At 67.8% G+C, this 26,734-nt stretch carries 26 protein-coding genes; 19 read left to right on the top strand and 7 right to left on the bottom strand.

The window, feature by feature from the left end:
• Positions 1-82: 82 nt before the first annotated feature.
• Together AC07O8_RS20010 and sodC are read left to right on the top strand one after the other, a co-directional pair.
• Positions 83-586 carry a tetratricopeptide repeat protein gene (locus AC07O8_RS20010; protein WP_495049704.1) on the top strand — a complete coding sequence of 168 codons (504 nt, stop codon included), beginning with the start codon at positions 83-85 and terminating at the stop codon, positions 584-586.
• A 66-nt stretch (positions 587-652) separates the two neighbouring features.
• On the top strand, positions 653-1,189 hold the full coding sequence (gene sodC, locus AC07O8_RS20015; RefSeq protein ID WP_495049705.1) for a superoxide dismutase [Cu-Zn] SodC: 537 nt from the start codon (positions 653-655) through the stop codon (positions 1,187-1,189).
• A gap of 92 nt (positions 1,190-1,281) precedes the next feature.
• Here sodC and acnB read toward each other — a convergent pair whose 3' ends face one another.
• The 6 genes from acnB to AC07O8_RS20045 form a co-directional block, all read right to left on the bottom strand.
• Positions 1,282-3,870 (bottom strand): bifunctional aconitate hydratase 2/2-methylisocitrate dehydratase, encoded by a 2,589-nt coding sequence (acnB, locus tag AC07O8_RS20020; protein ID WP_495049706.1) that lies wholly within the window; start codon positions 3,868-3,870, stop codon positions 1,282-1,284.
• A 56-nt stretch (positions 3,871-3,926) separates the two neighbouring features.
• Positions 3,927-4,349: a type II toxin-antitoxin system VapC family toxin gene (locus AC07O8_RS20025; protein WP_495049707.1), complete on the bottom strand. Its 423-nt coding sequence runs from the start codon at positions 4,347-4,349 to the stop codon at positions 3,927-3,929.
• Positions 4,350-4,351: 2 nt separating this feature from the next.
• On the bottom strand, positions 4,352-4,597 hold the full coding sequence (locus AC07O8_RS20030; RefSeq protein ID WP_377155558.1) for an AbrB/MazE/SpoVT family DNA-binding domain-containing protein: 246 nt from the start codon (positions 4,595-4,597) through the stop codon (positions 4,352-4,354).
• A 252-nt stretch (positions 4,598-4,849) separates the two neighbouring features.
• On the bottom strand, positions 4,850-5,425 hold the full coding sequence (locus tag AC07O8_RS20035) for a hypothetical protein (protein WP_495049708.1): 576 nt from the start codon (positions 5,423-5,425) through the stop codon (positions 4,850-4,852).
• A gap of 212 nt (positions 5,426-5,637) precedes the next feature.
• Entirely contained in the window at positions 5,638-6,648 is a 1,011-nt protein-coding gene (locus tag AC07O8_RS20040; RefSeq protein ID WP_495049709.1) for an HpcH/HpaI aldolase/citrate lyase family protein, read from the bottom strand.
• 109 nt (positions 6,649-6,757) lie between these two features.
• Positions 6,758-7,744 (bottom strand): malate dehydrogenase, encoded by a 987-nt coding sequence (locus AC07O8_RS20045; protein ID WP_297531473.1) that lies wholly within the window; start codon positions 7,742-7,744, stop codon positions 6,758-6,760.
• A gap of 266 nt (positions 7,745-8,010) precedes the next feature.
• Between AC07O8_RS20045 and AC07O8_RS20050 the strand changes: the two genes are divergently transcribed.
• The 16 genes from AC07O8_RS20050 (at position 8,011) to AC07O8_RS20125 (ending at position 24,759) form a co-directional block, all read left to right on the top strand.
• Positions 8,011-8,793 carry a GntR family transcriptional regulator gene (locus tag AC07O8_RS20050; RefSeq protein WP_495049710.1) on the top strand — a complete coding sequence of 261 codons (783 nt, stop codon included), beginning with the start codon at positions 8,011-8,013 and terminating at the stop codon, positions 8,791-8,793.
• 126 nt (positions 8,794-8,919) lie between these two features.
• Positions 8,920-9,360 carry a succinate dehydrogenase, cytochrome b556 subunit gene (gene sdhC, locus AC07O8_RS20055; protein ID WP_495049711.1) on the top strand — a complete coding sequence of 147 codons (441 nt, stop codon included), beginning with the start codon at positions 8,920-8,922 and terminating at the stop codon, positions 9,358-9,360.
• Positions 9,361-9,435: 75 nt separating this feature from the next.
• Positions 9,436-9,798, top strand: a complete 363-nt coding sequence (gene sdhD / locus AC07O8_RS20060) for a succinate dehydrogenase, hydrophobic membrane anchor protein (RefSeq protein WP_088408869.1) — start codon at positions 9,436-9,438, stop codon at positions 9,796-9,798.
• 3 nt (positions 9,799-9,801) lie between these two features.
• Positions 9,802-11,610 carry a succinate dehydrogenase flavoprotein subunit gene (gene sdhA, locus AC07O8_RS20065; RefSeq protein WP_495049712.1) on the top strand — a complete coding sequence of 603 codons (1,809 nt, stop codon included), beginning with the start codon at positions 9,802-9,804 and terminating at the stop codon, positions 11,608-11,610.
• A 22-nt stretch (positions 11,611-11,632) separates the two neighbouring features.
• Complete coding sequence (locus AC07O8_RS20070; protein ID WP_067273709.1) at positions 11,633-12,337, top strand: succinate dehydrogenase iron-sulfur subunit; 705 nt, start codon at positions 11,633-11,635, stop codon at positions 12,335-12,337.
• A 37-nt stretch (positions 12,338-12,374) separates the two neighbouring features.
• Positions 12,375-12,656 (top strand): FAD assembly factor SdhE, encoded by a 282-nt coding sequence (locus AC07O8_RS20075; protein ID WP_495049713.1) that lies wholly within the window; start codon positions 12,375-12,377, stop codon positions 12,654-12,656.
• 30 nt (positions 12,657-12,686) lie between these two features.
• Entirely contained in the window at positions 12,687-13,997 is a 1,311-nt protein-coding gene (gltA, locus tag AC07O8_RS20080; RefSeq protein ID WP_297531479.1) for a citrate synthase, read from the top strand.
• A gap of 339 nt (positions 13,998-14,336) precedes the next feature.
• On the top strand, positions 14,337-15,353 hold the full coding sequence (locus tag AC07O8_RS20085) for a LacI family DNA-binding transcriptional regulator (RefSeq protein WP_088408873.1): 1,017 nt from the start codon (positions 14,337-14,339) through the stop codon (positions 15,351-15,353).
• Positions 15,350-16,351 carry a ribokinase gene (locus AC07O8_RS20090; RefSeq protein WP_495049714.1) on the top strand — a complete coding sequence of 334 codons (1,002 nt, stop codon included), beginning with the start codon at positions 15,350-15,352 and terminating at the stop codon, positions 16,349-16,351. Before AC07O8_RS20085 ends, AC07O8_RS20090 begins: the two co-directional genes overlap by 4 nt.
• Positions 16,352-16,382: 31 nt before the next feature.
• Positions 16,383-17,363, top strand: coding sequence for a nucleoside hydrolase (locus tag AC07O8_RS20095; protein ID WP_495049715.1), 981 nt, complete (start codon positions 16,383-16,385; stop codon positions 17,361-17,363).
• Positions 17,364-17,458: 95 nt separating this feature from the next.
• Entirely contained in the window at positions 17,459-18,781 is a 1,323-nt protein-coding gene (locus AC07O8_RS20100; RefSeq protein ID WP_495049716.1) for a TRZ/ATZ family hydrolase, read from the top strand.
• A 109-nt stretch (positions 18,782-18,890) separates the two neighbouring features.
• On the top strand, positions 18,891-20,039 hold the full coding sequence (locus tag AC07O8_RS20105; RefSeq protein ID WP_495049717.1) for an ABC transporter substrate-binding protein: 1,149 nt from the start codon (positions 18,891-18,893) through the stop codon (positions 20,037-20,039).
• 349 nt (positions 20,040-20,388) lie between these two features.
• On the top strand, positions 20,389-20,658 hold the full coding sequence (locus AC07O8_RS20110; RefSeq protein WP_495049718.1) for a hypothetical protein: 270 nt from the start codon (positions 20,389-20,391) through the stop codon (positions 20,656-20,658).
• 116 nt (positions 20,659-20,774) lie between these two features.
• On the top strand, positions 20,775-21,443 hold the full coding sequence (locus AC07O8_RS20115; RefSeq protein WP_495049719.1) for a response regulator: 669 nt from the start codon (positions 20,775-20,777) through the stop codon (positions 21,441-21,443).
• The gene (locus AC07O8_RS20120) at positions 21,436-23,580 is read left to right on the top strand and encodes a sensor histidine kinase (protein ID WP_495049720.1); all 2,145 of its coding nucleotides are present in this window, start codon (positions 21,436-21,438) and stop codon (positions 23,578-23,580) included. The genes AC07O8_RS20115 and AC07O8_RS20120 overlap by 8 nt, the downstream gene beginning before the upstream one ends.
• 78 nt (positions 23,581-23,658) lie before the next feature.
• A complete protein-coding gene (locus AC07O8_RS20125; RefSeq protein WP_495049721.1) occupies positions 23,659-24,759 on the top strand; it encodes a YuxH family protein in 1,101 nt (366 codons plus the stop codon).
• A 111-nt stretch (positions 24,760-24,870) separates the two neighbouring features.
• Here the strand turns inward: AC07O8_RS20125 and AC07O8_RS20130 are convergent, their stop codons facing one another.
• Positions 24,871-25,404, bottom strand: coding sequence for an FKBP-type peptidyl-prolyl cis-trans isomerase (locus tag AC07O8_RS20130; protein ID WP_495049722.1), 534 nt, complete (start codon positions 25,402-25,404; stop codon positions 24,871-24,873).
• A gap of 149 nt (positions 25,405-25,553) precedes the next feature.
• Here AC07O8_RS20130 and AC07O8_RS20135 point away from each other — a divergent pair, with 149 nt between their 5' ends.
• The gene (locus AC07O8_RS20135; RefSeq protein ID WP_495049858.1) at positions 25,554-26,681 is read left to right on the top strand and encodes a JmjC domain-containing protein; all 1,128 of its coding nucleotides are present in this window, start codon (positions 25,554-25,556) and stop codon (positions 26,679-26,681) included.
• Positions 26,682-26,734: the final 53 nt, after the last annotated feature.

Below are 26,734 nucleotides of genomic sequence, written 5' to 3' on the forward strand. Positions count from 1 at the left end.
TTCGAAGCCGGTGCGTCCGCCGTCATCACAGGCCCGTAAGTCAAGCAGCAGGATGTCCTGCATCACGTTCGAGGAGCACCACATGAAGACGATGAAGCTGCTGTCCCTGTTTGCCGCTGTCGGGGCGCTGACCGGTTCCCTCCAATCCGCATCGGCCGCCGACATGGCGCCGTCGCAGGCCGCCTCGCCCGCGCCGGCCGCGAACCGTCTGGCCGCCGCGCGCCAGCTGATCGAGGCGCGTCAGTGGGAAGCCGCGCGCGACGAACTGAAGCGCGTCGACGACCGCCGCAGTGCGGACTGGAACAACCTGATGGGCTACGTGTCGCGCAAGGCCGGCAATCCGGATCTGGCCGCGTCGGAGCGCTACTACGACGAGGCGCTGCGCATCGACCCGCATCACCGCAACGCGCTGGAGTACTCCGGGGAGCTCTACCTGATGAAGGGCGACCTGCCGAAGGCGCAGGCCCGCCTCGCGTCGCTGGCCGCCGAGTGCAAGTCGTCCTGCGAGCAGCACACGGAACTCAAGGACGCCATCGCGCGCTTCCAGGCCAACGGCAACAAGTACGTGGCCAAGGGCAACTGGTAAGCCGCCGCTTGCCACTGTTCCACTGTCCCGTTGGCCTCTCTCCCGTTCCCCCGCAAGGAGCTTTGAATGAACCTCGTGAAGTCGTTGTGCCTGAGCTTGCTCGTGTCCGGCGCCGCCCTGTCGGCCGCCCACGCGGCCGAGCTGACCGTCAATCTGTCCCTGGCACAGCCCGACGGCCCCGGCGCCTCTGCCGGCACGGTGCGCATCGTCGAGACGCCGAACGGCCTCGCGTTCTATCCGCAACTGACCGGACTGCCGCCCGGCGTGCACGGCTTCCACGTGCATGAGAACCCCTCGTGCGCGCCGTCCACGGCCAACGGCACGGTCACGCCGGCCGGCGCCGCCGGCGGACACTTCGATCCGCTCGGCAGCAAGCACCACGGCGAGCCGTGGGGCGACGGCCACCTGGGCGACCTGCCGCCGCTGTACGTCGGACATGATGGCCAGTCGACCAACCCGGTGCTGTCGCCGCGTCTGAAGAAGATCGACGAGGTGAAGGGCCACGCGCTGATGGTCCACATGGGCGGTGACAACCACTCCGACCATCCCGCGCCGCTGGGCGGCGGCGGAGCGCGCGTCGCCTGCGGCGTCATCGGCGGCTGAGTCCTTCCAGCACGAGCGCAATGCAAAGGGCCCGGAGGTTTGCACCTCCGGGCCCTTGTTCGTTGTGAGCGACCGTCAGGTCGCTCATTGCATCACGCGACCGTCTTGGCCGTTTCCGCGTATTCCTCGATCTGGTCGAAGTTCATGTAGCGGTAGACGCTGGCCTTGTCGGCATCGATGACGCCCATCTCCTTGAGGTACTCCTCCTTGGTCGGCAGGCGGCCCAGGCGGGACGCGATGGCGGCCAGTTCCGCCGAGCCCAGGAACACGTTGGTGTTCTTGCCCAGACGGTTGGGGAAGTTGCGCGTGGAGGTGGAGATCACCGTCGCGCCCTCGCGGACCTGCGCCTGGTTGCCCATGCACAGCGAGCAGCCCGGCATCTCGGTGCGCGCACCGGCCGTGCCGAAGGCGGCGTAGTGGCCTTCCTTGATCAGCTCGCTCTGGTCCATCTTGGTCGGCGGCGCGACCCACAGCTTGACCGGGATGTCGCGCTGGCCGCCCAGCAGCTTGGCCGCCGCGCGGAAGTGACCGATGTTGGTCATGCACGAGCCGATGAAGGCCTCGTCGATCTTGGTGCCGGCGACTTCGGACAGCACCTTCGCGTCGTCCGGATCGTTCGGGCAGCAGACGATCGGCTCGGTGATGTCGGCCAGGTCGATCTCGATCACGGCCGCGTATTCGGCGTCCTTGTCGGCTTCCAGCAGGTCGGGCTGAGCCAGCCAGGCTTCGACCTTCTCGATGCGGCGCTGCAGCGTCTTCGCGTCGGCGTAGCCGTCGGCGATCATGTTCTTCATCAGGACGACGTTGGAGCTCAGGTACTCCTTGATCGGCGCCGGATTCAGCTTGATCGTGCAGCCGGCGGCGGAGCGCTCGGCGGAGGCGTCAGACAGCTCGAACGCCTGCTCGACCTTCAGGTCGGGCAGACCTTCGATCTCGAGGATGCGGCCCGAGAAGATGTTCTTCTTGCCGGCCTTGGCCACCGTCAGCAGACCGGCCTTGAGCGCGTACAGCGGGATCGCGTGCACCAGGTCGCGCAGCGTCACGCCCGGCTGCATCTCGCCCTTGAAGCGCACCAGCACCGATTCCGGCATGTCCAGCGGCATCACGCCGGTGGCCGCGCCGAAGGCGACCAGGCCCGAACCCGCCGGGAAGGAGATGCCGATCGGGAAGCGCGTGTGCGAGTCGCCGCCGGTGCCGACGGTGTCGGGCAGCAGCAGGCGGTTCAGCCAGCTGTGGATCACGCCGTCGCCCGGGCGCAGCGAAACGCCGCCGCGGTTGGAGATGAAGGCGGGCAGCTCGCGGTGCGTCTTCACGTCCACCGGCTTCGGGTACGCGGCGGTGTGGCAGAAGGACTGCATCACCAAGTCGGCCGAGAAGCCCAGGCAGGCCAGGTCCTTCAGCTCGTCGCGGGTCATCGGGCCGGTCGTGTCCTGCGAACCGACGGTGGTCATCTTGGGTTCGCAGTAGGTGCCCGGGCGCACGCCCTGGCCTTCCGGCAGGCCGACCGCGCGGCCGACCATCTTCTGCGCCAGCGTGAAGCCGGCCTTCGTTTCGGCCGGGGCCTGCGGCAGGCGGAACAGCGTCGAGGCGGGCAGGCCCAGGAACTCACGCGCCTTGGCGGTCAGCGAGCGGCCGATGATCAGGTTGATCCGGCCGCCGGCGCGCACTTCGTCGAACAGCACGTCGCTCTTGAGCTTGAACTCGGCCACCGTCTCGCCGTTCTTCACCAGCTTGCCGTCGTAGGGCAGCACGTCGATGACATCGCCCATCTCCAGCTTGCCGACGTCGACCTCGATCGGCAGCGAGCCCGAGTCTTCCTGCGTGTTGAAGAAGATCGGCGCGATCTTGCCGCCCAGCGTCACGCCGCCGAAGCGCTTGTTCGGGACGAAGGGGATGTCCTGGCCCGTGGCCCAGATCACCGAGTTGGTCGCCGACTTGCGCGACGAGCCGGTGCCGACGACGTCGCCGACGTAGGCCACGACGTGGCCCTTCTTCTTCAGGTCCTCGATGAACTGCATCGGGCCGCGCTTGCCGTCCTCCTCGGGCTTGAAGGCCGCGTCGGGGCGCGTGTTCTTCAGCATCGCCAGGTAGTGCAGCGGGATGTCCGGGCGGCTCCAGGCGTCCGGGGCCGGCGACAGGTCGTCGGTGTTGGTCTCGCCGGGCACCTTGAAGACGGTGACGGTGATCTTCCTGTCCACTTCGGGGCGCGAGGTGAACCACTCCGCGTCGGCCCAGCTCTGCATCACTTCCTTGGCCTTGGCGTTGCCCGCCTTGGCCTTGGTCGCGACGTCGTTGAAGTAGTCGAACATCAGCAGGGTCTTCTTCAGGCCCTCGGCGGCGACGCCGGCGACCTCGGCGTCGTCCAGCAGCTCGATCAGCGGATGCACGTTGTAGCCGCCGACCATGGTGCCCAGCAGCTCGGTGGCCTTGGACTTGGAGATCAGGGCCACCGTCAGGTCGCCGTGCGCGACGGCGGCCAGGAAGCTGGCCTTGACCTTGGCGGCGTCGTCCACGCCCGGGGGCACGCGGTGCGTCAGCAGGTCCAGCAGGAAGGCGTCTTCACCGGCGGGCGGCGTCTTGATCAGCTCGATCAGCTCGGCCACCTGCCTGGCGTCGAGCGGCAGCGGCGGGATGCCGAGCGCGGCGCGTTCGGCTTCGTGTTGGCGGTAGGCTTGCAGCATGCGAACTCCAGTCTCTGTGGTCTTTGCTTGGGTCGGAAAAGCGGGTCTGTCGTCGGTCACGGCGCGCTAGGCACGATGACCTTGAGGCCCTTGAAATAGTCTCGGAAGAATCCCTGGTCGCGGGTGATCAGGCCGTCGCACTGCAGCATCGCGTGCGCGCCCACCAGGAAGTCGGGCATGGCGCGCGACGAGGCGGGGTCGGCCCCCTTGCCGGCGAGCCGTTGCTTGAACTTGCGTTGCATCTCGCCGGCGCGGATCGCGGCGCGCTGGTCGATGGCCAGGAAACTCAGGCCCATCTCCTCCAGCGCGTCCATCACCTCGGAGCCGTGGCCCAGCCCGGCGGTGACCTCGGACAGCACGACGTCGCACAGCACCACCGGACCGCTGGAGAGCGCCAGGCGCAGCGCGGCCTCGGCCGCGTCGGCGCCGGGCGCGTCGCCCAGGAGGTCGATGAGGACGGAGCTGTCGACGGCGATCATGATCAGGCGTCTGTGGACTCGTCCGGGGCACGGCCGCGCAGGTCGCGCATGACGTCGTCGGTGGCGGTGCCCTCGGGCAGCTTGAAGCGGCCGCGGGCGCGGGAGATGGCGTCGTCGACGTTCTTGCGCAGGATGATGCGCGCGCCGTCGAGCTCGACCTTGAGCGTGGTGCCCTTCGTCAGCCCCAGCGCGTCACGGACGGCCTTGGGCAGGGTGATCTGACCTCGTTCGGCGACGGTGGCTTCCATGCGGGCTCCTGGCGATCCTGGCGATCCTGGCGATCCTGGGGAAGGGGGCGACGGTTCTGGCGGATTCATGACCCTTCAGTGCGCCAGCACACCGTGGGTATGAACCAGAAAGTATGCATGAATTGTACGTACTTTCGACCCATGAAAGCCAGCGTCACTGGGTGAAGCCCGACTGCGGAAGTATGGATAGGTCGAGCGACAGACGAGAAAAAGCCGCCTTGAAAGGCGGCTTCGTCCAGCAAGGCGCAGGGCTTACTGCGCGCTGGGGGTGATGCCCAGGCCGCCGCCGGCGGGTGCCGACGCGGAGCGCGCGGCCTCGATCGCGGCGCGCTGTTCCGGGTGGACGCATTCGTCGACCAGGCGCTGGCCGACCTTCACGTCCAGCAGCATCGACTTGTTGGCGATCTGGACCATCAGCGTGCGGCCGGTGACGTCTTCCAGGCGCAGGGCGCCGGTGGTCGACAGCACGGGCTTCATCACGAAGGTGTCCTTCTTGAAGGCCACGTTGATGTAGCCGAGGTCCTTGGTGTTCGGTTCGATCGTGATCGACTGCTTGAACTCGCACTCGTACAGGCCGAGGTAGGCGCGCTTGGCGGCGGCCAGTTGTTCCTCGTCCGCTTCCGGCAGCGGCGGCGGGGGCGCCTTGACGGCCGGCTTCTTGGCCGTGGTCGTCTTCGCCGGAGCGGGCTTGGCCGTCTTGGCCGGGGCGGGCTTGGCGCTGCCCGTGGCGGCGGGCGCGGTGGCGGCGGGCTGGGCGGCCGCGATGCCGGCGGTCAGCGTGAGCGCGGCGGCAGCGGCGCCGGAGAGGAGGAGGGCGGTCAGTCGCATGGGGAGGGCGTGGAAGTAGGACCTGGGGGGCCGGGAGGGCCTTGAATCACCGGCCGAAGCAACGGCCGGAAAAGCGAAGCGCCGGGGCTCGGCGATGCGCGATTGTGACTGCGGGCGCGTCCCCTGAAGTGGGGTTTTAATGTGTCAAACCGTTGAGCAACGCTAGGGTCTTCACCGGGTCTTCACCGGGTCTTCATCGGGTCTTCATCGCGTCAGAGCGGCGACGGGCGCGGTGCGAACCATGCCTGTTCCACCTCTGTCGGGAGGTGCTGGCCGGTGCCGTGGGCGCGTTGCAGCAGGTGCCAGAACAGTCGGTAACTGGCGCGGTCGTGGAGCATGTCGCGGTGTTGGATCGGCGCCCACGCCGCGGCCTGCGCGGCGCGCAGGATGTCGATGGCCTCGTCGATCTCCGCGACGCTGGGCGAGAAGGCGTCGATGATGGGTTGGATCTGGTGGGGGTGGATGCTCCACATCCGCATGTAGCCGAATTCGCGCGCGGCGCGCTCGGCGGCGGACTGGACCGCACGCTCGCTCTTGAACTCGGTGACGACGCAGTGCGACGGCGTCTTGGCGTAGGCGTGCGCCGCGGCCGCGATCGCCAGCTTCGCGCGCCGCACCAGCGGGTGCGTGAACTGGCCGTCGACCGTCAGCGCCGAGCGCGGGATCGCGCCGCGATGCGCGGAGACGAAGTCCATCAGTCCGAACGACAGCGACTCGATGCGCGGATGCGCGGCGATGGCCATCACATCGCGCAGGGCGCCGTGGGTCTCGATCAGCGTGTGCAGCGGCAGCGGCTTGCTGATCGCGTGACGCTTCAGGCAGTCGTCGATGAAGGCGATCGCGCGCCCCAGATCCTCGATGCCTTCGGGCTTCGGGATCATCAGGAAGGCGAGCTTCTCGCCGCCGCCGGCGATCACCGCCTCGACGTCGGCTTCGAAGGCCGGATGCCGGAACGGATGCACCCGCACGCCGACGCGTCCGTGCGCGTTCAGCGGGCCGTTCAGCAGGTGCAGCACCAGCAGCATGTGCTCGGCCTCGCCGCCGACGGGCGCGCCGTCCTCGCAGTCCAGGGTGATGTCGAAGACGGGCCCCATCCGCACCTGCAGTTCGAGGCTCTTGATCATGCGCGCCTCGACGCCGCAGTAATGATCGACGACCGGCAGCACGACAGGCGCCCGGCCTTCTTCGAACAGGGCCTGGGCGGGAGTGAGGAGGGTGCTCATGCGAGGAGGGGTGGTCAGGAGATCTGGAAGGAAGAAGGGCCGACCCTCTTGCGAAGGTCGGCCCGTCGAGTTTCGCTCAGCGAGATGCCTCAGGCGGCATCCGTGGTGCTCACAGCAGGTGCTTCACACCGTTCTGCTCTTCGAGCAGTTCGTCCAGCGTCTTCTTGATCGCGCCTTGCGAGAACTCGTCGATCTCCAGGCCTTCGACGATCTTGTACTCGCCGTTCTCGACCGTCACCGGGTAGCCGAACATGACGTCCTTGGGGATGCCGTATTCGCCGTTGGACGGCACGCCCATCGTGACCCACTTGCCGTTGGTGCCCAGGGCCCAGTCGCGCATGTGGTCGATGGCGGCGTTGGCGGCCGAGGCGGCCGACGACAGGCCGCGGGCGGCGATGATCGCGGCGCCGCGCTTGCCGACGGTCGGCAGGAAGGTCGTGCGGTTCCACTCTTCATCGTTGATGAGCGCCTTGACCGACTGGCCGTCGATCGTGGCGAAGCGGTAGTCCGCGTACATCGTCGGCGAGTGGTTGCCCCACACCGCCAGCTTCTCGATGCCGGCGACCGGCTTGCCGGTCTTGGCGGCGATCTGCGAGGCGGCGCGGTTGTGGTCCAGGCGCAGCATGGCGGTGAAGTTCTTGGCCGGCAGGTCCGGGGCCGACTTCATCGCGATGTAGGCGTTGGTGTTGGCCGGGTTGCCGACCACCAGCACCTTGACGTTGCGCGAGGCCACGGCGTTCAGGGCCTTGCCCTGCGCGGTGAAGATGGCGCCGTTGATCGACAGCAGCTCCGAGCGTTCCATGCCCGGGCCGCGCGGACGCGAGCCGACCAGCAGCGCGTAGTCGGTGTCCTTGAAGGCGGTCATCGGGTCGCTGTGGGCCTCGATGCCGGCCAGCAGCGGGAAGGCACAGTCTTCCAGCTCCATGATCACGCCCTTGAGCGCGTTCTGGGCCTTCTCGTCGGGGATCTCCAGCAGTTGCAGGATGACGGGCTGGTCCTTGCCCAGCATCTCGCCGGAAGCGATGCGGAACAGCAGGGCATAGCCGATCTGGCCGGCGGCGCCGGTGACGGCGACGCGAACGGGTTTCTTGCTCATCAGGGTCTCCGAGAAGTGCGAGTGAATGATGCGTGAGGCGCAGTCCGCGCCAGCGGCGGCAAGTGTAGGACAGCGCGGCCCCGGCACGGATCGCGATAGGGTCTTCTTCGCCCACCGGTGTGGGGAGCTGCCCCCAGAAACAGCGCCCGGGAGGCAGACGGGCATGGCGCGAAACCGACACTCTTGTGTCTTATATAAGACTAATCCGGTCGGACTCCCCCCGCAGGGTGGACGCTGTCTCCGGGTTTGTGCTCGAATCGCGCCCCATGTCGCCCCCCGCCGCCCCGGTCCATCCCGTCACGCCGCTCAATGAGCTGGCGCGCGCGGAAGCCGCGCCGTCGTTCAGCCCGCTGTACCGCCAGATCAAGGGACTGATCCTGAAGGGCTTGCAGGCCGGGGAGTGGAAGGCGGGGGAGACCATCCCCAGCGAGATGGACCTGGCGGCCCGCTTCGGGGTGAGCCAGGGCACCGTGCGCAAGGCCGTCGACGAGCTCGCCGCCGACAACCTGCTGGTCCGCAAGCAGGGGAAGGGCACCTTCGTCGCCACCCATGCGGAACAGCAGCAGCAATACCGCTTCCTGCGGCTGACGCCCGACGCCGAGGAGGCCTCGTCGCTCGGCCGCCAGTTGCTCGACTGCAGGCGCCAGCGCGCGCCGGCCTTCATCGCGAAGTTGATGCAGCTGCGTGCCGGCGATCCGGTGATCGAGATCCGCCGCCTGCTGCACAGCGGCGGCCATCCGGTCGTGCTGGACGACATCTGGTTGCCCGGCGCGCTGTTCAAGGGACTGACGACCGAGCGGCTGCTCGAGCATCGCGGTCCGTTCTACAGCCTGCTCGAAACCGAGTTCAACGTGCCCATGATCCGGGCGCAGGAAAAGATCCGTGCGGTCGCGGCGGAGGATGATGCCGCCGCGCTGCTGCAGGTAGCGCCCGGCAGTCCGCTGCTGAGCGTGGAGCGGCTCTCCTTCACCTACGGCGACAAGCCGGTGGAGTTGCGCCGCGGTCTCTACAACACTTCCCACCACTTTTATCGCAACAGCCTGAACTGATGCTTTCGCGTTGCGGCGCTGACGTTTTCATGGCAACGCCGGAAGACGACATGCGCCCAGGACACCCTTGAGGGGTGTTGCATTGCCATAAAATCTTCGGGTTTCACATTGATTACAAGGTCGGACATGACGGACGCCACCCAAGCCACCAAGAAGAATCGACCGGTCTACACCAACATCCATGTCACGCAGATCGTCGGGTATCGCCTGCCGCCGGCCGGCATCGTCTCGATCCTGCATCGCATCAGCGGCCTGCTGATGTTCTTCCTGCTCCCGTTCGTGATCTGGATGTTCGACACCAGCCTCACGTCGGAGATCTCGTACGAGACCTTCACCGCGGCCTTTGTCTCGGGCATCGGCTTCCTGCCGGGCTGGTTCATCAAGCTGGTGACGCTGGGCCTGATCTGGGGCTACCTGCACCACTTCATCGCCGGCGTCCGCCACCTGTGGATGGACGCGACGCACAGCGTGAGCAAGCAGCAAGGGCACGTCAGCGCCATCGTGACGCTGGCCTTGAGCGTCGTGCTGACGCTGGCGCTCGGCGCCAAGCTGTTCGGCCTGTACTGATCACGCCGCGACCGCACGGCGCGGGCCGCGCGGCCGGACTGAATCCCGACGATTGACCCAAGAGGCAAATCAACAATGACAACCTACGGAAGCAAGCGCATCGTCACCGGTGCGCACTACGGCCTGCGCGACTGGATGGTCCAGCGCGCCACCGCGCTGCTCATGGCGCTGTTCACCATCGTGCTGCTCGCGCAAGTGCTGTTCACCAGCCAGGCCATCGGCTACGACCTGTGGGCCGGCATCTTCAGCAAGCAGTGGATGAAGTTCCTGACCTTCGCGCTGATCGTGTCCCTGGCGTACCACGCCTGGGTCGGCGTGCGCGACATCTGGATGGATTACGTGAAACCGGTGGGCGTGCGGCTGTTCCTGCACACGTTCACGCTGGTGTGGTTGACGGGTTGCGCGGGTTGGGCGATCCAAGTGCTCTGGAGGCTGTAAGAAATGCAAATCGGAACCTCGCTGCCCAAGCGCAAATTCGACGTCGTGATCGTGGGAGCCGGCGGCTCCGGCATGCGCGCGTCGCTGCAACTGTCGCTGGCCGGCCTGAACGTGGCCGTCCTGTCCAAGGTGTTTCCCACCCGCTCGCACACCGTGGCCGCCCAGGGCGGCATCGGCGCCAGCCTGGGGAACATGTCCGAGGACAACTGGCATTACCACTTCTACGACACGGTGAAGGGCTCGGACTGGCTGGGTGACCAGGACGCCATCGAGTTCATGTGCCGTGAGGCGCCCAAGGTCGTCTACGAGCTCGAACACTTCGGCATGCCGTTCGACCGCAACCCGGACGGCACGATCTACCAGCGTCCGTTCGGCGGCCACACCGCCAACTACGGCGAGAAGCCGGTCCAGCGCGCCTGCGCGGCGGCCGACCGCACCGGCCACGCGCTGCTGCACACGCTGTACCAGCAGAACGTCAAGGCCCGCACCAACTTCTTCGTCGAGTGGATGGCGCTGGACCTGATCCGCGACGCCGACGGCGACTGCGTCGGCGTGACCGCGCTGGAGATGGAGACGGGCGAGGTCCACATCCTCGAAGCGAAGACCGTGCTGCTGGCCACCGGCGGTGCCGGCCGCATCTTCGCCGCGTCGACCAACGCCTTCATCAACACCGGCGACGGCCTGGGCATGGCGGCGCGCGCCGACATCCCGCTGCAGGACATGGAGTTCTGGCAGTTCCACCCGACCGGCGTGGCCGGCGCCGGCGTGCTGCTGACCGAAGGCTGCCGCGGCGAGGGCGCGATCCTGCGCAACGCCAACGGCGAGCGCTTCATGGAGCGCTACGCCCCGACGCTGAAAGACCTGGCACCGCGCGACTTCGTCTCGCGTTGCATGGACCAGGAGATCAAGGAAGGTCGCGGCTGCGGTCCCAACAAGGACTATGTCGTGCTGGACATGACCCACCTGGGCGGCGACACCATCGCCAAGCGCCTGCCGTCGGTGCTGGAGATCGGCCACAACTTCGCCAACGTCGACATCACGAAGGAACCCATCCCCGTCGTGCCGACCATCCATTACCAGATGGGCGGCATCCCGACCAACGTCCACGGCCAGGTCGTCACCCCCAAGGGCGACAACTACAAGGACATCGTCAACGGCCTGTACGCGGTGGGCGAGTGCTCCTGCGTGTCGGTGCACGGCGCCAACCGCCTGGGCACCAACTCGCTGCTGGACCTGCTGGTCTTCGGTCGCGCCGCGGGCAACCACATCGTGGACGCCGTCAAGAACTCCGGCAAGTCGCACAAGCCGCTGCCCAAGGACGCCGCCGACCAGACGCTGTCGCGCCTGAACCGCCTGGAGTCCAACACCGGCGGCGAGTACGCGCAGGGTGTGGCCGACGACATGCGCGCCGCGATGCAGTCGCATGCCGGCGTGTTCCGCACCAGCAAGCTGCTCGACGAGGGCGTCAGCGCCATCGCCGCGATCCGCGAGCGGGTCAAGAACATCACGCTGCAGGACAAGTCCAAGGTCTTCAACACCGCGCGTGTCGAGGCCCTGGAAGTGGACAACCTGATCGAGGCCGCGCAGGCCACGATCGTGTCCGCCGCCGCGCGCAAGGAATGCCGCGGTGCCCACACGGTGAACGACTTCGAGCGCGGCGCGGACGATGCGGAATTCCCGCTGGGCCGCAACGACAAGGAGTGGATGAAGCACACGCTGTGGCACTCCAAGTCCAACAGCCTGACCTACAAGCCGGTCAATCTGCAACCGCTGACCGTCGAGAGCGTCCCCCCGAAGGTCCGTACCTTCTGACCGGCCGCAGGAGCATTCAAACATGATCAAGCGCACCTTCAAGATCTACCGCTACGACCCGGACAAGGACGCCAAGCCGTACATGCAGACCATCGAGCTGGAGCTCGCCGGCAACGAACGCATGCTGCTGGACGCCCTGCTCAAGCTCAAGGCCGTCGATCCCTCGCTGTCGTTCCGCCGCTCGTGCCGCGAAGGCGTCTGCGGTTCCGACGCGATGAACATCAACGGCAAGAACGGCCTGGCCTGCCTGACCAACCTGCGCTCGCTGCCGGACGTCATCATCCTCAAGCCGCTGCCGGGCCTGCCCGTCGTCCGCGACCTGATCGTGGACATGACGCAGTTCTTCAAGCAGTACAACTCGATCCGTCCGTTCCTGGTGAACGAGGAAGCGCCGCCCGAGAAGGAGCGCCTGCAGTCCCCCGAAGAGCGCGACGAGCTCAACGGCCTGTACGAGTGCATCCTGTGCGCGAGCTGCTCGACCAGCTGCCCCAGCTTCTGGTGGAACCCCGACAAGTTCGTCGGCCCCGCCGGTCTGCTGCAGGCCTACCGCTTCATCGCCGACAGCCGCGACCAGGCCACCGCGGAGCGCCTCGACAACCTCGAGGACCCGTATCGCCTGTTCCGCTGCCACACCATCATGAACTGTGTCGACGTCTGCCCGAAGGGTCTCAACCCGACGAAGGCGATCGGCAAGATCAAGGAATTGATGGTGCGTCGCACCGTCTGAGCCCGCTCGCGCTGCTTCCGGCCCGCTACGCACACGCATGAACGCCACCGACATCAACACCCTCATCGATGAGAGGGATCTCTCCAAGCTCAAATGGCGTTGCCGCCGCGGGCTGTTGGAGAATGACCTTTTCATCGAGCGGTTCTTCCGGCGGCACGAAGACGCGTTGACCGAATTCCACGCGGAAGGCCTGCGTCAACTGATGGACCTGTCGGACAACGACCTGCTCGATCTGATGCTGGCCCGCAAGGAACCGGCCGACGAGCTGGACCGGCCCGACGTCCATGCCGTGCTCGCGATGCTGCGGACCCCTCAGTAACCAGAACCCCCGAAGTCATAAGGAATGCCCATGACCCCGTCTGACGTCAAAGCCACCCTGTCGTTCTCCGATGGCAGCCCGCAAATGGATCTGCCCCTGTACAAGGGCACCATCGGTCCGGATGTGATCGACATCCGCAAGCTTTACGCGCAGACCGGCAAGTTCACCTACGACCCGGGCTTCCTGTCGACGGCGTCGTGCAACTCCACGATCACCTACATCGACGGCGACAAGGGCGAGCTGCTGTACCGCGGCTACCCGATCGAACAGCTGGCGACCAACTGCGACTACCTCGAGACCTGCTACCTCCTGCTGTACGGCGAGCTGCCCACGCCGTCGCAGAAGGAGGAGTTCGTCAACCGCGTGACCAACCACACGATGGTCAACGAGCAGATGCAGTTCTTCCTGCGCGGCTTCCGTCGCGACGCGCATCCGATGGCGGTCATGACGGGCCTGGTGGGCGCGCTGTCGGCCTTCTATCACGACAGCACCGACATCAATAACCCCGAGCACCGCGAGATCGCCGCGATCCGCCTGATCGCGAAGATGCCGACGCTGGTGGCGATGGCCTACAAGTACACGATCGGCCAGCCCTACATCTATCCGAAGAACGACCTCTCGTACGCCGGCAACTTCATGCGGATGATGTTCGCCACGCCGTGCGAGGAGTACAAGCCCAACGACGTGCTGGTGCGCGCGATGGACCGCATCTTCACGCTGCATGCCGACCACGAGCAGAACGCGTCGACCTCGACGGTGCGCCTGTGCGGCTCGTCGGGCACCAACCCGTTCGCGGCCATCGCCGCCGGCGTGGCCTGCCTGTGGGGCCCTGCCCACGGCGGCGCCAACGAGGCCTGCCTGAACATGCTGAACGACATCCAGGAGATGGGTGGCGTGGCCAAGATCGGCGAGTTCATCAAGCAGGTCAAGGACAAGAACAGCAACGTCAAGCTGATGGGCTTCGGTCACCGGGTCTACAAGAACTACGACCCGCGCGCCAAGCTGATGCGCGAGACCTGCCACGAAGTCCTGAACGAGCTGGGCCTGCACGACGATCCGCTGTTCAAGCTGGCGATGGAGCTGGAAAAGATCGCGCTGGAAGACGAGTACTTCGTCGCCCGCAAGCTGTACCCGAACGTCGACTTCTACTCCGGCATCGTGCAGCGCGCCATCGGCATCCCGGTGCCGCTGTTCACGGCGATCTTCGCCCTGGCCCGCACGGTCGGCTGGATCGCCCAGCTCAACGAGATGATCGGCGATCCCGAGTACAAGATCGGCCGTCCGCGTCAGCTGTTCGTCGGCGCCACCAAGCGCGACGTCACGCCGATCGCCCAACGCTGATCGACCGACGACGAGCCGCAACACCGGCTCGCAGCACCAAGCCCCTGAGCAATGCCAGGGGCTTTTTTCATTTCCGCAGGCCGCAAGACCTGACCCGATGTCAACGTGCGAGGGTGGGGCCGGAGTGATGCTGGGGGTTCGCGGACGCGATGCCCCCTGCGTCGCGGAGAGCCCGCGCTTGGCAATGCGGGGTTGAACGGTTCCTCGAGATGCGACTTTGAATATTTGATGCGCGGGGTTCGTCCTCACCAGGAGCGCATCGCCTTGGGTTATGCTTTGCAAACGTTTGCAATTGACTGAACGAGCCAGTTTGGCACAAGCAGAGGACCGGATCGACCGATGAGCACCATCAAGGATGTAGCCGCGCTGGCGGGGGTGTCCTTCACCACGGTGTCGCACGTGCTGAACAACACCCGGCCGGTGAGTGCCGAAGCGCGCGCGCGCGTTTTGGCGGCGGTCGACGAGATCGGCTACCTGCCCAGCGCGGTGGCCCGGTCGCTGCGTCGCAGCGAGACCAAGATCGTCGGCGTCCTGGTGCCCAACGTGCGCAATCCGTTCTTCGCGGAACTGGTCGTCGGTGCCGAGGAGTGGTGCCGGCAGGCGGGCTACTCGGTCTTCCTCTGCAACTCGGACAACGATCCCAAGCACCAGCAGGCCTACCTGCGCACGCTGCTGGAGAAGCGCATCGACGGGCTGCTGCTCAGCTCCGCCGGCGATGCCGAGACGCTGGCGAGCACCTTCCGCCATGCGAGCGTGCCGGTGGTGACGGTGGACCGCCTGGTGCCCGGCGCGCGCGCGGACCGCGTCAGCGTCAACAACCAGCTCGGCGCCTTCGAGGTGGTCCGCCACCTGCTGGAGCTGGGCCATCGCCGCATCGGCTGCGTGAGCGGCCCCGCCGAGTTCGAAGTGACCACCGAGCGTGTCGCCGGCTGGCGCAACGCGCTGCAGCAGCGCGGCCTCGAGGCGCGTGCCGAATGGCTGGCCGAGAGCGACTTCAGCACCGCCGGCGGCTACGAAGCCGTCAAGGCGCTGCTGACGCGCCAGCCCGAACTGACCGCCGTCTTCACCTGCAACGACCTGATGGGCATGGGCGCGTTGCGCGCCGCGGCCGAGCTCGGCTTGAACGTGCCCCGTCAACTGTCGGTCGTCGGCTTCGACGCCATCGAACTCGGCAGCTATGTCTACCCCGCGCTGACCAGCGTGGGCTGCTCGATCCGCGACCTGGGCCGGGAGGCCGGCCGCGCGCTGATCGAGCGCATCGAGAATCCCCAGGCGCCCTTCAAGGACCTGCAACTCGTGCCGCAGGTCGTGCTGCGCGAGAGCACCGCGGCGCCGTCGTCTCCGGAGCTTTCATGACTTCAGCCAAGGCTGCCGCCACCGTCGTGGTGGTGGGCAGCGTCAACATGGACCTCGTGGCCCACGCCGCGCGTCTGCCCGCGCCGGGCGAGACCCTGATCGGCGAGGCCTTCGCCGGCACGCCGGGCGGCAAGGGCGGCAACCAGGCGGTGGCCGCATCGCGGTTGGGGGCGGAGGTCGCGCTGATCGGCCGCGTCGGCATGCGCCAGCACGGGCAGGACCTGCTGAAGGCGCTGGAGGCCGAACGCGTGCACGTGCAGGCGATCCGTCGCGACGAGGCGGCCTTTCCCGGCGTGGCGGTGATCATGGTCGCGAGCGAGGGCGGCGAGAACGCGATCGTCGTCGTGCCCGGCAGCAATGCGGACCTGGACGCGTCCGACGTGGCGCAGGGCGGGGCGCTGCTGCGCCAGGCGAAGGTCGTCGTGGCGCAGCTGGAGGTGCCGGTGCCGGCCATCCAGCGCGCCTTCGAGATCGCCCGCGAGGCCGGCGTGACCACGGTGCTGAACGCCGCGCCCGCCCAGGACCTGCCGGCCGCGCTGCTGGGCTTGAGCGACTGGCTGATCGTCAACGAAACCGAAGCCCTGCAACTGGCCCGCGCCGTCGCGCTGCCCGGCGACGCCGACGGCATCGCCATCGCGCGCGCGACCGCCGCGCACCTGCGGACCCTGGGGCCGCGCCACGTGCTGGTGACGCTGGGCGGCGCCGGGGCCTGGCTGCTCAGCGACGAGCATCCCGACGGCCTGCACCTGCTCGCCGCGCGCGTGGACGCGGTGGACACGGTCGGCGCCGGCGACACGCTGGTCGGCGGCCTCGCGGTCGGCCTGGCCGAGGGCCTGGTGCCGGCCCGCGCGGCCGCGCTGGGACAGCTGGCGGCCGCGCTCGCCGTCAGCCGGACCGGCGTGCAGCAGGCGATGCCGCATCGCTCCGAGCTGCCGGAATTGCCCGAGCTCGCGGAGTTGATCGCGAACGGGGCACACTCCGCCGACGGCAACCCCTGACCCCCGACCTGACCCTGGAGCGCAGTACGCCATGGACAGCAAGCATCCTGCTTCGGACCGCATCCCGGTCCTCTTCGACACCGACCCTGGCATCGACGACGCGCTCGCGCTCGCGTTGCTGGCCTGCCACCCGCGCTTCGAGCTGGTGGCCGTCACGACGGCCTTCGGCAACGGCCCCGTCGCCACGACCACGCGCAATGCGCGCGGACTGGCCGCGCTCTACCGCAACGAGGTGCCCGTGGCCGCCGGCGCCGAAGGCCCGTTGCGCGACGAACGCCGCCGCAAGGATGCCGCGCACGTGCACGGCGACGACGGCCTCGGCGGCGTCGCGGACCGTTTGCCGGCGCCGACGCGGCCGCTCGATCCGCGTCCCGCGCATCGGCTGATCTGCGACCTCGTCAACGAACGGCCCGGCGAGATCACGCTGGTGGCCGTCGGCCCGTTCACGAACCTGGCGCTCGCGCTGGCACACGACCCGACGATCGCGGGCAAGGTCAGGCGCGTCGTCGTGATGGGCGGCGCCTTCGGCCTGAAGGGCCACGGCGGCAATGTGTCGCCGGTGGCTGAAGCCAACATCATGGCCGACCCCGAAGCTGCGGACCAGGTCTTCACCGCCGCCTGGCCGGTGACCATCGTCGGCCTGGACGTGACGCAGGAAGCGATCATGCGCGAGGCCGACCTCGCCAAGCTGCGCGGCCGCGGCGACGGCGCGGGCGACCTGCTCTGGCAGGCGACGCGCCACTACCAGCAGTTCTACGACGCGCGCGACGGCATCGGCGGCATCTACGCGCACGACGCGAGCGCCGCGGCGATCCTGCTGGTGCCCGACGCCTTCACCCTGCGCGCAGGCCCCGTGCGCGTGGCGCTGGAGGGCATCGCCACCGGCCAGACCATCCAGGACTGGCGCGGCGAGCACGGCACCGGCACGCCGTGGAGCGGTCACCCGGCGCAGCAGGTCTGCGTCGAGGTCGACGCGGCGCGGGTGCTGGCGCTGTTCGACGAGATCTTCTGAATCCGCACTGTCGCCACGAGGCGATGATGCGGCGACGCCTTCAAGAATCAAGACAATGCACGTCGCGCCGAGCGGCGTGAGCAAGGAGAACCCCCATGACGACCCAAGCCGTGAAGCTGCTGTTGCCCCGCTGGCTGATCACCATGACCCCGGACAGCCCGGTGCTTGAGCAGCACGCGCTGGCCATCGACGGCGAGCGCATCGCCGCCGTGCTGCCGCGCGAGGAAGCGCTCAAGCGCTACGCCGACGCCGAGCGCGTCGAACTGCCGGACCATGTGCTGATCCCGGGCCTGATCAACGCCCACACGCACTCGGCGATGTCGCTGCTGCGCGGCGTCGCGGACGACCTCGCGCTGATGGACTGGCTCAACAACCACATCTGGCCGCTGGAGCGCCAGTGGGTGAGCGAGGACTGGACCTACCAGGGCTCGCTGCTGTCCGCGGCCGAGGCGCTGCGCGGCGGCGTGACCTACCTGAACGACATGTACTTCTTCCCGACCGCGATGGCTCGCGCGGCGGTGGACAGCGGCATCCGCGCCGGCGTGTCGATCAACGTCATCGACTTCCCCACCGGCTACGCCGCCAACGCCCAGGACTACATCGACAAGGGCCTGGCCGCCTACGAGCAGTTCAAGGGCGAGAAGCTGCTGGACTGGACCAGCGCGCCGCATGCGCCGTACACGGTCTCGGACGAGACCTTCATCCAGCTGCGCGAGCTGGCCGAGAAGTACGACCTGCAGATGCACTGCCACATCCACGAGACGCAGGACGAGATCGACGGCAGCGTGAAGCAGTACGGCGAGCGTCCGCTGGCGCGCCTGAACAAGCTCGGCCTGCTGAACGCGAAGATGATCGCCGTCCACATGGTCCACCTGAGCCCGGACGAGATCGACCTCGTGGCCAGGCAGGGCGTGCACCTGGTCCACAACCCGAGCTCCAACCTGAAGCTGGCGTCCGGCGTCGCGCCGGTGAAGGCGCTGGAGGCGGCCGGCGTCAACACCATCCTCGGCACCGACGGCGCGGCCTCCAACAACCGCCAGGACATGTTCAGCGAGATCCGCGCCGCGGCGCTGCTCGCCAAGGGCGTGACCGGCGATCCGCTGACCGTCACCGCGCGGACCGCGCTGGAGATGGCCACGGTGCGCGCCGCCAAGGCCATGGGGCGCGCCAACGACCTGGGCACGCTGGAGGCCGGCAAGCTGGCGGACGTCGTCGCCGTGGCGCTGGACTCGATCGAATGCCAGCCCGTGTATCACGCCGATGCGCAGCTCGTTTATGTCGCCGGGCGTGAACATGTCACGGATGTCTGGGTGGGCGGCCGGCAGGTGCTGTCGAATCGCAACGTTCTGACCTTCGACACCCGGGCCTTGCTGGGGCGCGTCGAGGACATCGTGGCTAAGATGCGCGCGGGGCGCTGATCCCCCCTGAACATGGGGGGTCTCGGCGCCGAGGGGCCGGCGGCGATCTGACCGCCGGCGTGCTGGAGACACAGCCGGCCGCCACCGCGAGCCGGCGGGACAGACCACCATGAGCAAGTCAACCCGCAACCGGTCCCTGGGCCGGTTGGCCGCTTCCGTCGCCGCCGCCCTGGCGGCCTTCGGCATCAGCGCCGCCGCGCACGCGGACATCCTCATCGGCCAGACGGCCGGCTTCACCGGACAGGTCGCCGCCAGCGTCAAGGAACTGACGCTGGGCGCCAGGCTCTACATCGACAAGGTCAACGCCACCGGCGGCGTCAACGGCCAGAAGATCGACCTGCAGTCGCTGGACGACGGCTTCGATCCCAAGCGCGCCGCCGCCAACGCGCAGACGCTGATCGACAAGGGCGCCGTGGCGCTGTTCCTGACGCGCGGCACGCCGCACACACAGGCCGTGATGCCGCTGCTGGAAAAGAGCCAGGTGCCGCTGATCGCGCCGTCCACCGGCGCGATGCTGCTGCACAAGCCGGTCAACCCCTTCGTCTTCAACGTGCGCTCGACCTACCAGCGCGAGGCCGAGCGCGCCGTCCAGCTGCTGCTGGAGATGGGCAACACCCGCATCGCGCTGGTGCAGGTCAACGACACCTTCGGCGCCGACGGCATCGCCGGCGCGATGGCGGGCTTCAACGACCGCAAGGTCAAGCCGGTGGCCCACTTCACCTACGAGCGCGAGAAGCCGGACATCGCCGGCGTGGTCAAGCAGCTCATCGCCGCCGACCCGCAGGTCGTGCTGATGGTCGCGTCGCAGCAGATCACCGCGGACACGATCAACGCGCTGCGCGCGGCCGGTTCGCGCATCCTGGGCGCGACCCTGTCCAACAACGCCTCCAACGGCTTCGTCCAGCTGCTGGGCCAGAACGCCGCCGGCATCATCGTCTCGCAGGTCTTCCCGAGCGAGCGCTCGACCAACGTGCCGATGGTCCGCGAGCTGGGCGACCTGGTGAAGGCGCATCCGGCCGAATCCAACGGCCAGGTCACGCCGGCCATGATGGAGGGCTTCGCCTCCGCCAAGGTGCTGGTCGAGGCGCTCAAGCGCGCCGGCAAGGATCCCGGCCGGGCCGCCCTCCTGAAGGTGCTCAACGGCATGACCCGCTTCGACCTGGGCGGCATGGAGGTGGGCTATTCGCCGGCCGACCACACCGGCACCAACTACGCGGACATCGCGATCATCGATCCGCGGGGGCGTTTCCTGCGCTGATCCGGGCCGGCACCTTCCCCTTGCGACGGGCGCCTTCGGGCGCCCGTCTGCTTTTCCTGATGCGGCATTCGGCGGAATGGGCCTCCGCCGGGCCCGCCACCGCGACTGAGTCGATGCGGGTCGAACCTGTCCCCGACCGCGTCGACGGCGCTCCCCGAATGGGTGAACGCGCCCCCTCCATATTCGACGGCGGCGTTGAATCGTGCGAATTCGACGGTCGATCAGGGAATTCGCGATTCGAATCGCCGAAACCTAGCAAGTTTGAGTCGATAAATACATTCATAAGTGAGTGGCAAACTGATCGCAGTCGGTGACACTGCCGCCAATAGTTTGCAAATGGATTTGTGTCATGAGAAATATGTACGCGATCTCGATCGGTTTGGCGCTCGCCGGCGCGGGCTGCCTGCTGGCCGAGAGGACGGAGCCTCCCACCGCTGGTCATCCCTTATTTGAACTTACTGTGATTGGTTATCTGCTGGCGATCGGTGGACTGATGCTGTTGATCGCCTGTCTCGCCGCCAGTGCCGAAGACTGGATCAAAGGCCGATGGCGTCGGCCTTCCCGGCCCGCCGAGGGGGAATGGGAGGCGCCGTCGCCGCGAATCCTGGACCACCACTGAATTCAGTAGTCTGGCGTTTTCGGGTTTACTTGCTTCGGTGATTGCTCGTTTCCGCTCGCTCGCGAAACTGTGCCCGCCTCTGGGCAATGGGATAACGAGCGAGAAGGAGTCAGCCAATGAGTATTGCCGTCGTGATCATCGAAGACGACCCCACCGTCATGAAAAGGTTGGTGGACGTGATTTCGAACAGTAGCTTTTGCGAGGTGGTGGGCATCGCCAAGAATCGCGGCGAGGCGGTGGCGGCCATCCTTGCCAACCGCGCGGACCTCTACGTGGTGGATCTGGGCCTGCCGGATGTCGACGGTGTCGAGCTGATCCGGCTGATCCAGGACAAGTGCCCGGAATCGCGCAGCGTCGTCGTCAGCACCTTCGGTGACAGCAAGCATGTGATGCGCAGTCTGCGGGCCGGTGCGAGCGGCTACCTGCTCAAGGAGGAGATCCAGCCGGGGATGGTGGACAAGCTGGTCAGCGCGCACAACGGGCAGGCGCCCCTGAGCCCCGCGGTCGCCCAGCTCGTCGTCGAGCGCATCAACATGCTCGAGAACAACGTGCGGCCGCATGTCGACCGGCAGAAGGTGCTGCGCGACCTCGGCCTGGGCGAGCGCGAATGGGAAGTGCTGCGACACCTCGTCGACGGCCTGCCCATCGTGGAGATCGGCCGGCGCTTGAGCATCTCGCATCACACCGTCAACCAGCACCTGCGCAGCGTCTACCGCAAGCTCGGCGTCAAGTCGCGGGCCATGGCGGCCAATGCCGCGCGCCTGCACGGGCTCATCGATGAGTAGCAGTCCGAAGCGGAGTTCGCTGAAGACGGTGTTCTTCTGGCTGACCTTCTTCGTGCTGGCGCTGCTGGTCGTGACGACCAGCAGCCTGGCGACGCGGGTGTACCGCGTCGAAGGCGCCCAGGACCTGGAGATCGTCGACGCGTCCACCGACCCGCGTGATGCCGGTCCGGAGGTGCCGCGGCTGACCGGTCCGGTCCTCGCCCACGAGGGCGCGTTCGCCTTGCCCTATCTCCATGACGTCAGCCAGTCGGACGGCTTGAAGCGGGCGAGATTCCGCATCGATCTGGACCGTTACCTGGCGCATCCGGCGCCTTGTTGCGAGCCGCGCGCGGGCCTCCCGATGCGCGGCGACTCGCGGATCCCGGGCACGAGCCTGCTGATCAGCCAGGCGCTGGACGGCATGGACGTCTACCTGAACGGTGTCTGGGTCGCGGGCCTGCCGAAATCGACCGCCGCCGCCCGCTACAAGTGGTACCGCCCGCTTCAGGTGCCGCTGGCGCGCAGCCTCGTGCGACCCGACGGCAACGTGCTGACCGTCGAGCTCACGACCTGGGACCGGCGGATCCACATCGCTCCGATCTACATCGGCGACCTCGACACCATTTCCTACATCGGGGAGCTGACCCTGTTCGTCGGCACCTCCCTGGCCAATGCGTCCAACGTCTTCTGCCTGCTGGCGGGGATGTTCATGCTGGGCGCCTGGCTGGCGAACCGGCGGGAAGGGGCCGTGTTCCTGCATGCGGGCGCGACGACGGTGCTGTGGTCGGTGCTGTTCTCGCTGGTGCTGCTGCCCTACCTGCCCGCCGCGATGGTGCCCCTGTGGCTCTGGGCGCAGTACGCCTGCATCGGCGGTGTCGTGGTGGTGCTGACACTGTTCATCTTCGCCTTCGTCGACGAACCATTGGGGCGGGGCGGCACCCTGGCCCTGTTCGGCGCGGCCGCCTTCGCGGCGATCGCCTATCCGGTGCTGGGGCTGCGCGGACGCGAGTGGCTCGACGCCTACTGGCTGCCCGTGCTGCTGGCCTTCCATCTCTATGCCTGCTCGCGTCTGGCGCTGCATGTCGCGCGGACCCGCTCGCGCACGGCCATGTCGCTGCTGTTCCAGTCCGTGCTGGCGCAGGTCTTCGCGCTGCGCGACCACAACGCGGTGCGCCAGCTCGTGTCCTTCCTGATGCCTGACGCGGGCTGGTCGCTCTCGCACCTGCTGGTGACGCCCATCTACCTGAGCCATCTGAGCGTGCCGCTGCTGCTGTTCGTCGTCGCGCAGATCCTGCTGACGAAATTCCAGACGAATGTGAAGCGGGTCCGCGACAACAACCGCATCCTCACCGACACGCTGCTGCAGCGCGAGCGCGAACTGCTGGTCAGCTACAACCGGCAGCGCGAGATGGAGTCCGAGTCCGCCGCGCAGGCCGAGCGCGACCGGATCTACCGCGACCTGCACGACGGCATCGGCTCCAAGCTGGTCACCACGCTGTTCAGCGTGCGCGACCGCGACATCGACCACGACCGGCTCGAGCGCGGCCTGATGGACGCGTTGAAGGACCTGCGCGAGATCATCTCGGTGACGGAACTCCGCGAGCAGCGCACGATCCACGACATCCTGTTCACCTACTGCAGCAACCTGGACGAGTCGCTCACCCGGGCCGATTTCCAGATCGAGTACGACATCCCCGACGGACCCGAGATCGTGCTGCTGGCCGACCTTTCCAAGCAGGTGATGCGCATCGTCGAGGAGTCCGTCGCCAACACCATCAAGTACGCCAGCGCGAGCCGGCTGTCGATCCGCATGATGGTGCAGCAGGGCGAACGGCTGGACGTCCTCATCGAGGACAACGGTCAGTCGGGTGCCGCACAACGGGGCGCGGTCGGGGGCGCGGGCGGGAAGGCGGTCGGGGAGGCGGCCGCGGACGTGTCGGCGTGCGGGGACGAGTCGCCGCTGACCGGTGGCACCGGCCTGGACGGCCTGCGTCGCCGGGCCGAACGCATCGGCGCGGTCTTCCATTTCGAACGCACTCCGCAGGGCGCGCGGACCTCGCTGATCCTGCCGTTGACGACATGGACGGCGCCGGACTCAGCAAACGAGTCGGTCGTTCACTGTTCCCAGTCGGAATCCGCTGCATTGCCACTGAGCTGAGCCATCGAACGTTCCGCCGTTCCTGGAAATACTGACGTCCCGCCCGGGCATCCGGGTCTGTCGACGATTTCCATGGCCATGCAATCTTCCCGACCCTCCCGCAGCGGCGTCACGGTAGCCCGGCTGCTGATCCAGCCCGAACCCACCAGCTCGCGCTTCGCACGCCAAGCCATCATCGACGGCTCCGTCGAGCCGATGGGGCAGGAACTGTGCTTCCGCTGGAGTGCCGGTGTTCGCCGCGCGCCCCCGCCCAGCGCCTACGCGACCAGCCTGCTGCTCAGCCAGGCCCTGCTGGACGGCGGCGTTGCACATCGCCGCACCGGGTGCCTGTTCGTCGAGATGGATGCGGCGACGCTGCTCAGTCCGATCGCGGATGTGTTGTGCGGCTCGCTCGGCGCGATCCAGCTGCCGGTGGGGGTGCCGGTCCAGGAGGCCATGACGCGACGGATCGCGCAATTGCATGCGCGCGGCTACCGGTTCGCGCTGGCGGGCGTGGTGACGCCGGACGATCCGCGCAGCGTCTGGCTGCCGATGGTCTCGTTCGTGAAGCTGGACGTGTCGCTCGCGCCGGTGAGCGCCTGGTCGGCGGTCCAGGAACTGGCGCGCCAGGCCGGTGCGACGCTGATCGCCGACCGCATGACCGATCCGGGGGACTACCTGCGCCTCAAGGCGCTGGGCGTGCGCTGCTTCCAGGGCGACCTGCTGACGCCGCCGCAGGAGGAGTCGCCGAGGTCACTGCCGAGCTGCGATCTGGACGTGCTGGGGCGCATGTTCCGTCTGATGCGTCATGGCGGGCCGCCCGAAGCGCTGGCCGCGACCGCGGCCTCGGATCCGGCGCTGGTGATCCGGCTGCTGATGCTCCACCGTCTGCATGCCGGCCGGGCGCGACCGCCGGCGAGCCTGACGGAGACGCTCGCGGGGCTGCCCGAGCCGGTGCTGATGGGCTGGCTGCATGTGCTGCGCGGCAGCACCTTCGACCTGACGCCGAGCACGCAGAGCTGGTCGCATGCGGTGCGGGAGCAGATCCACAACTACCGCGCCCGGCTGATCGGCGCGCGGGCCTGCGCCAGTCCCGCCGAGCTGGAGGCGAAGGTCTTCGATCTGTATCGGCGGCTGTGCTCGCGCGAACCCGCGGGGCCGGCGCCATGGTCGCCGGTCGACCCGTCCGGCAAGGGCTGAGTGTCGATGAATGCCCCTGAGTGCCCGCAAATGGAGAAGCCCCGCTCGGCGGGGCTTCGGGATCGTTTCCGGGGCTTGGGCGGTGTCGGACGCCGCCGGGGCGTCCGGCCCTCAGTGGATCGGCTCGTCCGGCCCCGGGCCGGTGGCCAGGCCGGTGGCCACGCTGAAACCGGAATCGCCAAGCGTGCCGACCTCGAGTTCCTCCTCGGTGGCATCGCGCACGTCGTGCACCGTCACGTGGATGCGCAGGCCCACGCCCGCCAGCGGGTGGTTGCCGTCCAGCACGATGTGCTCCGGATAGACCTCGGTGACGGTGTAGATGCGGTCGGCCGGCATGTCGGGCGTCGAGGCGCCTTCCGGCAGGCCCTCGAACTGCATGCCGACATCGACGTTCTCGGGGAAGACCTCGCGCGGCTCGAAACAGACCAGGGCGCTGTCGTAGTCGCCGAACGCGTCCTCGGGCTCGAGCGCCACGCTGACCTCGTCACCGGCGACCTTGTCGACCAGCGCTTCCTCGACCTTCGTGAACAGGTCCTGGCCGCCGTAGAAGAACTCCATCGCCGGGTCCAGCACCTCGACGGATTGGCCTTGGGCGTCCTCGAGTCTCCAAGTCAGGGAGACGACGCAGGGGGCAGTGATTTGCATCGCGCAATTCTCTCAGACAATGCGCGCCCATGACCTCCAAGTCCAAGACCCCCCCGACCTCCGCGACCTCCGCATCGTCCTCGATCCCGTCGAGACGCGTCCGTGGCGCCGCGGTTTCCGCCTCCGCCCCCGCCTCCGCCATCTCCGGCATCGATATCGACGCGAAGCTGCCGCTGCTCGGCGGATTGAGTCCCGCCCAGTTCATGAAGCGCCACTGGCAGAAGCAGCCGCTGCTCGTGCGCCAGGCGCTGCCCGGCGTGGTGCCGCCGATCGATCGCGCCGGGCTGGCCCGTCTGGCGGCCAGCGACGAGGTGGAGTCCCGCCTCGTGTCGCAGCAGGACGGGGACCGCTGGACGATGCGCCAGGGCCCGATCGCCAAGTTGCCCGCCTGGAGCAAGCCGCAGTGGACGCTGCTGGTGCAGGGGCTGGATCTGCACGTCGAGCCGGCCGCGGCGCTGTTGAGCCGCTTCCGCTTCGTTCCCGAGGCTCGCCTTGACGACCTGATGCTGTCGTATGCCAGCGAGGGCGGCGGCGTCGGCCCGCATTTCGATTCCTATGACGTGTTCCTGATCCAGGTCAGCGGGCGTCGCCACTGGCGCATCGGACGACTGGGCGTGTCGACCACCGGCGAATTGCGCGAGGACGTCCCGCTGAAGGTGTTGGCGGACTTCGAACCCGAACAGGACTTCGTGCTCGAGCCCGGCGACATGCTCTATCTGCCGCCGGGCTGGGCGCACGACGGCGTCGCGGTGGAAGGCGACTGCATGACCGCCTCGGTGGGCTTCCGTTCGCCCTGGCGCAGCGAACTGGCCAACGAACTGTTGGTGCGCCTGACCGACGATGAGGAAGCGCCGCGTGGCGACCGCATGTACGTCGATCCCCGCCAGTCGGCGACCGGCGAGCCGGGGCGCATCCCGGATGCGCTCACGGCGTTCGCGCGCGAGGCCGTGCTGAAGGCGGTTGCGCAGCCGCTGGCGCTGGAGCGCGCGCTCGGTGAGGCGCTGACCGAGCCCAAGCCGCGCGTCTTCTTCGAGCCGGGCGAGGCGTTGACGCCGGGGCAGGGCGCGCGGCTGAGCGCGCGCAGTCGCATGATGTACGACGCGGCGCATGTCTTCATCAACGGACAATCCTTTCGGGCCGGCGGTCGCGACGCGACGCTGATGCGCCGGATGGCGGACCGTCGCGCGCTGTCGGCCGCCGAAGTCGTGAAACTGAGCGACGGCGCACGCGACTTGCTGGATCAGTGGACCGAGGACGGCTGGGTGCTGCCCGACTGAGGGACCCGGCGCCTGCCTCCGTCCCTTCCGTCCCAATCCACCATCGTCAGGAG

The organism is Roseateles sp. GW821-FHT09G09 (genome assembly GCF_059415965.1).